Origin of the sequence: Pseudomonas sp. ES3-33, from assembly GCF_000952175.1 — a bacterium.
In the GTDB taxonomy this organism is placed as follows: domain Bacteria; phylum Pseudomonadota; class Gammaproteobacteria; order Pseudomonadales; family Pseudomonadaceae; genus Aquipseudomonas; species Aquipseudomonas gregormendelii.
On sequence record NZ_JZRI01000083.1, the window covers coordinates 1 to 6,523 of the forward strand.

Genomic DNA, 6,523 nt, shown 5'->3' on the forward strand with positions numbered 1-6,523 from the left:
TTGGTTTGATCCAATAGAATTTTGTTTTCTGACGAACCAAATAGGCGTGCGCCAAGAAAACGATAAATCTAGACAAGACCAGACTCGCTACCATCCATTCTAACATCGGCCCCCAAATCAGGACTGTAATAGCCGGCATGCCAAAATTTGCCAACCCAAGCAACACTCTCAAGAGATTGACGTTGCCAAACTCTTCATAGGCTTCCAGCACCCCCCTCAGACCGGACGTCAGTGTAGTCAAAGGTATGCCCACAGAGGCTATCAAGAGAGAGATGACAACATCATGCTGTAACTCAGGGCTGACACTCAACCATCGCATCCCCAATGGAAATGCTGTACACGCAAGGAGTACCCCGCCAAAAACTCCGGCCGCCAAAACCATGACAAGACCGAGATTTATAATTCTTGAAACTTCTTCCTTCGTCCCACCGGCGAGTTTTTTGGCAACGGTTTGAGTTAACGCACGACCGAGACCGAAATCAAACAAGCTAAAATAGCCTATCAAAACCCAGACAAGAGTTAAAATTCCGAATATCTCAACACCCGCCCTGTTCAGCAAGAAGGGTATAGTCACAGCCCCCAACAAAAATGGGGCTCCGCTGCCTAGCAAGTTCCACAATGTATTCTTTCTAAGAGACATTCTAATAGCTCACGTAATGAAATCATGCGGCCTCCGAACGACTCCAGAGTCCCGGCGTGGATTGCATTCCTCCGGATTACCGCCGAGTCGGCGGCAAACCTTATTTTGTCAGATCCCTGCCAATCTGACAGGCCCGCCTCGCCGGCCAGACATTCTCACGCGATACCGGGACCTCTTCAGTATCTTCTCTAAGAGTTGGATAATTGCGTGAAGCTAGGACAAAACTAGGCACCCTTTTTGGTCAGTACCAAATAACGAATCAATGCAATCATGACTCCTAGTATCGTGCCCAGCAGCAGTCCCAGCAGAATGATCAGGCCTTTCTTTGGCTTGATGGGGCGGTCTGGTTGTTCGATGGGACCATCTTGCCGGTAAACAGAAACGGTCTCTGGACTAACCTGCAGATCTTGATAAAAACTTTGCTTGATCTGCAACGCTCTCAGCTTTTCGATGAAGGGGTCATCAGACTTACGATTTTCCAGGTTTTCGATTTCAGCTTTGAGCGCTTTGCTACCACGCATGTAAGTCAACTGTCCGTCCATTGCCGCAGACACCTCAGCAGAGAGATTGCCAGAGATAATGGGAGGGTTTTGCAGACCAATTGCCTCGGCAATCGTAAGCGCTTCTCGCAATCGCGTAATAGAGTCCTGGCGGATTCGGCTCTCGGTCTCCTGAATGGTGCTGATCTGCTGACCGAGGTTCCGGGCCCGGACCTCCGCTTCGCGCGTAGTGTTTCTTATCATTTCGTTCTCGGCAGCACTACCCGCCCTGGCTGCAAATGTTTTCACCCATTCAGTGACTTGGGCGGCGTCCTCACCCTCTGCGGCGATGGAATAGCGATCTGGCTGCTCCTTGGTAGGAAAACCGATAGTCAGCTCTCTCAAGAATTTGGAATACAGTACATCTTGCGAACCACCGCGCTCGGACTCTGAGAGTGAAGGCAGGTAAGTGTCCTTAAAAAAGGCGCGACGTAATGTTTCGCTCTGCAGGCAGCGTGTGAACACGTCATAGACATCTTTGATCGTAAAAGGTGTCAGTTCTGAGTCTCTGGTCCGCCCGTAGTTAAAATCGGCAATTCCGTTCAAGGTAGGCGGCTGGAGATAAACGCGGGCCTCATAGACAGGCTTACTGACGAATGCATACGTTGCAGCTGCCAGTGTTACGATCAAGGCAACGCCCACGATCAGAAATTTTTGAGCCCACAACGCCACAACCAGTTCATACAGGTTGATCTCATTCATGCCCTGCGTGTTTGCCGGGTTGTTCGCCATATCAGGTTTAACCTTTTCAATATTTCGGTGGATTGGATGCAAATGTCATCCTCTTCAGCATCCATTTATCAGCTTCTGCCTCCCCCTTCTGACGCACTGCCATCAGATTCCTTGCGGGCGAGAATCGAACAATGGAAGTAGCGCCCTGGCATCCTCCAAAAATCGGTAAAACTTGATGATTTGAGATCAGTAGCGGGTTCTGTTGCTTCCCGTAGATCAGCATCGATACAGGCAATACATATCCTGAACTTTTATTCTCCAAGACATCACCATCATCTACCGCGTGCAGTAATCTATCCCAGGGAACCTTGTCACAGGGATGGATTACTGCACACGTAGGTGCATAGCGACTTGGATAACCGCTCAGACATCAAGTCTCCCGATTCAATGGGAAGGATTATCCAGCAATTTCTGCAGATACTGACCATAGCCCGTTTTCTTCAATGCCGCTGCTTGAGCGGCCAACTGGTCTGCCGTGATCCAACCGCTGTTGTAAGCGATTTCTTCGAGGCAAGCGACTTTCAGGCCCTGCCGTTGCTCAATTGTATGCACGAAGTGGCTTGCCTCAAGCAGGGAGTCGTGTGTCCCCGTATCCAACCAAGCAAAGCCCCGGCCCAGCATTTCAACATTCAGGGCGTTTTTCGTAAGATAGGCACGATTCACATCGGTGATTTCCAGCTCACCACGCTCAGAAGGTTTAATGCTCTTTGCAATTTCCACGACTTCGTTATCGTAGAAGTACAAACCCGTGACTGCGTAGCTGGATTTTGGCTTAAGCGGCTTCTCTTCAATGCTTAAAGCGCGACCAGACTTATCAAACTCGACAACACCAAAGCGTTCCGGATCGGAAACATGGTAGCCGAACACCGTCGCGCCATGTTGCTGCGACGCGGCTGAGCGCAAGTTGTCGGAAAAGTGCTGACCGTAGAAAATATTATCTCCAAGAATCAGGCAGCAAGGGTCCTTACCGATGAACTCTTCACCGATGATGAAAGCTTGTGCCAGGCCATCAGGGCTAGGCTGCTCTGCATAGGTGAGTTTGATACCGTAAAGACTGCCGTCACCCAGAAGTTTTTTGAAGCATGGAAGATCTTCAGGAGTCGAAATGATCAGAATTTCACGCATACCCGCGAGCATTAGAACCGACAAAGGATAGAAAATCATCGGCTTATCATAAATCGGTAGCATTTGCTTCGAAACACCCAACGTAAGTGGGTGGAGCCGAGTGCCTGAGCCGCCTGCGAGAATGATTCCTTTACGATTTGTTGTAGTCATTTGTTCAGAACTTCCATAAGCATTCGGGATACGCCACTTTGCCAATCCGGCAAGTGCAAAGAAAAATTGTCACGCAGCTTCCGAGTATTCAGTCTCGAATTCAAAGGACGGCGTGCAGGCGTTGGGTACGCGGTAGTATCTATGGGATCTACAGCTTTGACTGCGAGCTGTTCGGCGTTGGCCTTGGCGAATTCGATCACGTAAGTTGCGTAGCCATGCCATGAAACCTCACCGCTTGCTGCCAAGTGGTATAGACCTGACAGTTCTGGGCGCAGCACAACTTGCTGGATCGCTAACGCCGTCACATCTGCAATCAGATCGGCGCCCGTGGGCGCCCCTATCTGGTCAGCGATGACATTTAATGTTTCGCGATCTTTAGCCAGTCGAAGCATGGTCTTGGCAAAGTTGCTTCCACGAGCGCCGTATACCCAACTGGTGCGGAATATCAGATGCTTGCATCCGGATTCAATGACCGCTTGCTCTCCCGCCAACTTGCTGGAGCCGTAATGATTTACGGGGGCGACGGCATCAGTTTCCTGCCAAGGCGTAGAGCCCTGCCCGTTGAAGACGTAATCGGTGGAGTAGTGAATCAGCAAGGCACTCATGGCTGCAGCTTCTTCTGCCATGACCTTAGTTGCCAGACCGTTAACCGTGTCTGCCAATTCCGTTTCCGACTCTGCCTTGTCCACGGCGGTGTACGCGGCGGCGTTGACGATGATGTCAGGCTTGACCTGACGAATCGTCGCGCGCAATGCGTCGAGATCAGAAAGGTCGCCCGACAAGCCATCATGTGTTTGACGATCCAGTGCGATCAGCTCACCCAGTGGAGCGAGGGAACGTTGGAGCTCCCATCCGACTTGACCGTTTTTGCCCAACAGGAGGATTTTCATGCTTTGCCCGAGCGATCCGAGTAGTTCTGGTCGATCCACTGCTGGTAGCTTCCGCTTTTAACGTGCTCTACCCACTCCGTATTACCCAGGTACCATTCAACCGTCTTGCGAATGCCGGTTTCGAAGGTCTCTTCCGGCGTCCAGCCCAGCTCCCGCTGGATTTTGCTGGCATCGATAGCGTAGCGCTGGTCATGCCCAGGACGGTCCTGAACGTAGGTGATCAGGCTGGCATGCGGACGATGTGCGGAGTCTGGACGCAGTTCATCGAGCAATGCGCACAAAGTGTGCACCACTTCGATGTTTTGCTTTTCGTTATGTCCGCCGATGTTATACGTCTCGCCAATTACGCCTTCGGTGACGACTTTATAAAGTGCACGGGCATGATCCTCGACGTAAAGCCAGTCACGTACCTGATTGCCTTTACCGTAAACAGGGAGAGGCTTTCCTTCCAGCGCATTGAGGATGATCAGCGGGATCAATTTCTCAGGGAAGTGGCACGGGCCGTAGTTGTTCGAGCAATTGGTCACCAGTGTTGGCAGACCGTACGTGCGCGCCCAAGCACGTACCAGGTGATCGGAACTGGCCTTGCTGGCGGAGTACGGCGAGCTTGGCTGGTAGGGTGTCGTTTCGGTGAAAAGATCTTCGGGACCTTCCAGGTCTCCATATACTTCATCAGTTGAAATATGATGAAAACGGAAACTGGCTTTACGCGTATCTTCTAGCGCCAGCCAGTAATGCCGTGCGGCTTCCAGCAAGGTGTATGTGCCGATGATATTGGTCTGGATGAATTCAGACGGGCCGGAGATTGAACGATCGACATGAGACTCTGCGGCCAGGTGCATGATCGCGTCCGGCTGGTGTTCGCGCAAAACCCTATCGACCTGGTCACGGTCACAAATATCAACTCGCTCGAATGCATACCGGGAGTCTTGGCTAACCCCTGCCAAAGACTCAAGGTTACCGGCATAAGTGAGCTTATCGACGTTCACGACAGAGTCGGAAGTCTTGGAGATGATATGACGGATCACCGCCGAACCAATGAATCCGGCGCCGCCGGTTACGAGAATTTTCACGCGAAAACATACCCTTGAGTTACTGACAGGGCCGCCAACCGAGCACTGTCTAATCCATTAATGCAAAAGCCGGCAATGAACCGAGGCTACTTGCAGAGTCAGTCTGCCCGACCTCGGAACCAGCCGCTTTCGGACAAGCGAAGCATTTTACAGCTTAATGACTTTTTTACTAATGGATGTAGACAAGCAGCGGCTAAAGGAAAACACATTTTTCAACACGGGCCATGCTCAACCGGGATATTTGGACCGTACGGATTTGCGCTTGATGAACCAACCCAGGAATGGCCCGATCAACATGCCCATCAGTAGGGCGCAAAGCATCGCCAGTGAAACAGGTAGCTGCGGTCCTGACCAACCAAGGAACAGCAAAGAGACCGATTGCTGATTCTCGAGCACGAATGCGAGAGTCGCCAGAACCAGCAACAGGACAAATACTGCCAGCACCACGCGCTTCAAGTTACGCATCAGCAACTCCTTGAAAATCAAAGGCTGTCAAACCTCCTCCTCCTCATCCTCATTAACCCGATCCCGCAGCTCCTTCCCCGGCTTGAAATGCGGAACGAACTTGCCATCCAGGCTAACCGACTGCCCGGTCTTGGGATTGCGCCCTACCCGCGGTGCGCGGTAGTGCAATGAGAAGCTGCCAAAACCTCGGATCTCGATTCGATCCCCGGTGGCCAGGCATTGGGACATTTGTTCAAGCATGGTCTTGATGGCCAGCTCCACATCCTTGGATGAGAGCAGCCCTTGATGGGTGACAATTCGTTCGATCAACTCCGACTTCGTCATATTTTTCCCTTCTTTTTCAAGCAGCTAGATCAGCGCTTCAAAGGTTTTAGCACGCTCGGAGCCATTTGAACAGTCCAAGATTTGACATATCGTTACCGGCTTTGAGTCGCCCTATTTGCGGGCGTCTCAAGCTGGTGGGCCGCTTGTTCAGTCACCTGCAAATCACCAGCATGGTGCGTGTCAGGTAGCCTGCGGGATTAAAACCGAATGGGTATTCATCCTCGTCCTTGGCGTCATCCGACCTTGCAATGACCTTGTAGCCTGCCGCTTTGCACTCCTTGTCGGCGCGCTTGCGGCATTTCTCCCAACCCGAGCCCAGGCCGGAGCAATCGATCTCTATCCCGCTGACACCACGCACCGCATGGGTCTTGGCGCTGGTGGTGCAGCCTGCCAGTGCCAGTACTGCTATGGCGACCATGAGCTTGTTCATGCACTTCCTTATTAGTCAGGCACCCTACCGGAGGGTGCTTGCGCCCTATGCTCTAGAGTAGCTGCAAATAAGCGATTGATCCTGTTAAAGAAAGGGACAGTTTGGTGGGGGTGTTGGTTCAGCGGATGATGCGCGTGGGGCCGATAAAAATCGAA

General features: G+C 51.8%; 8 protein-coding genes. All 8 read right to left on the minus strand.

Translation table 11 applies throughout. The features are described 5' to 3' along the window. Window positions 1-640, minus strand: a 640-nt coding sequence (locus UB23_RS15950; protein WP_045060264.1) for an oligosaccharide flippase family protein, incomplete at its 3' end; no start/stop codon positions are given. A gap of 224 nt (window positions 641-864) precedes the next feature. Continuing rightward, window positions 865-1,911, minus strand: a complete 1,047-nt coding sequence (locus UB23_RS15955; protein WP_045060265.1) for an LPS O-antigen chain length determinant protein WzzB — start codon at window positions 1,909-1,911, stop codon at window positions 865-867. 384 nt (window positions 1,912-2,295) lie between these two features. Further along, the gene (gene rfbA, locus UB23_RS15960; RefSeq protein ID WP_045060266.1) at window positions 2,296-3,186 is read right to left on the minus strand and encodes a glucose-1-phosphate thymidylyltransferase RfbA; all 891 of its coding nucleotides are present in this window, start codon (window positions 3,184-3,186) and stop codon (window positions 2,296-2,298) included. Then, window positions 3,183-4,076: a dTDP-4-dehydrorhamnose reductase gene (rfbD, locus tag UB23_RS15965; protein WP_045060267.1), complete on the minus strand. Its 894-nt coding sequence runs from the start codon at window positions 4,074-4,076 to the stop codon at window positions 3,183-3,185. Before rfbD ends, rfbA begins: the two co-directional genes overlap by 4 nt. After that, entirely contained in the window at window positions 4,073-5,149 is a 1,077-nt protein-coding gene (gene rfbB / locus UB23_RS15970) for a dTDP-glucose 4,6-dehydratase (protein ID WP_045060268.1), read from the minus strand. The genes rfbD and rfbB overlap by 4 nt, the downstream gene beginning before the upstream one ends. 228 nt (window positions 5,150-5,377) lie before the next feature. Further along, window positions 5,378-5,614, minus strand: a complete 237-nt coding sequence (locus UB23_RS15975; protein WP_045060269.1) for a lipopolysaccharide assembly protein LapA domain-containing protein — start codon at window positions 5,612-5,614, stop codon at window positions 5,378-5,380. Window positions 5,615-5,641: 27 nt separating this feature from the next. Then, window positions 5,642-5,938, minus strand: coding sequence for an integration host factor subunit beta (ihfB, locus tag UB23_RS15980; RefSeq protein WP_045060270.1), 297 nt, complete (start codon window positions 5,936-5,938; stop codon window positions 5,642-5,644). 151 nt (window positions 5,939-6,089) lie between these two features. After that, window positions 6,090-6,368: a hypothetical protein gene (locus UB23_RS15985; RefSeq protein ID WP_045060271.1), complete on the minus strand. Its 279-nt coding sequence runs from the start codon at window positions 6,366-6,368 to the stop codon at window positions 6,090-6,092. Window positions 6,369-6,523 lie beyond the last annotated feature (155 nt).

Coding starts and splice junctions, on each gene's coding strand:
- UB23_RS15955 (WP_045060265.1), bottom strand. CDS start 1,911: ATGGCGAACAACCCGGCAAACACGCAGGGCATGAATGAGATCAACCTG.
- rfbA (WP_045060266.1), bottom strand. CDS start 3,186: ATGACTACAACAAATCGTAAAGGAATCATTCTCGCAGGCGGCTCAGGC.
- rfbD (WP_045060267.1), bottom strand. CDS start 4,076: ATGAAAATCCTCCTGTTGGGCAAAAACGGTCAAGTCGGATGGGAGCTC.
- ihfB (WP_045060270.1), bottom strand. CDS start 5,938: ATGACGAAGTCGGAGTTGATCGAACGAATTGTCACCCATCAAGGGCTG.
- UB23_RS15985 (WP_045060271.1), bottom strand. CDS start 6,368: ATGAACAAGCTCATGGTCGCCATAGCAGTACTGGCACTGGCAGGCTGC.
- UB23_RS15975 (WP_045060269.1), bottom strand. CDS start 5,614: ATGCGTAACTTGAAGCGCGTGGTGCTGGCAGTATTTGTCCTGTTGCTG.